Consider the following 230-nt stretch of genomic DNA (forward strand, 5'->3'; position numbering starts at 1 on the left):
TGAGCCTGTCGCCCGAGCGTTTCGTGCATGTCAGCCAGCGCCGCGTGGAAACCCGCCCCATCAAAGGCACCCGCCCACGTGGCCTGACGCCGGAGGAAGATACCGCCAACGCCGCCGAACTGCTGGCCAGCGCAAAGGATCGCGCCGAGAACCTGATGATCGTCGACCTGCTGCGCAACGACCTCGGCCGCAGTTGCCGTATCGGCTCGGTAAACGTCCCGGAATTGTTC

Annotated in this window: 1 protein-coding gene; it reads left to right on the plus strand. The window is 65.2% G+C overall.

Translation table 11 applies throughout. The features are described 5' to 3' along the window. On the plus strand, positions 1–230 hold a 230-nt coding region (locus AC0L20_RS42000; protein WP_473295994.1), incomplete at both ends, for a chorismate-binding protein.

It is taken from the genome of Bradyrhizobium sp. Kon58 (assembly GCF_055807455.1).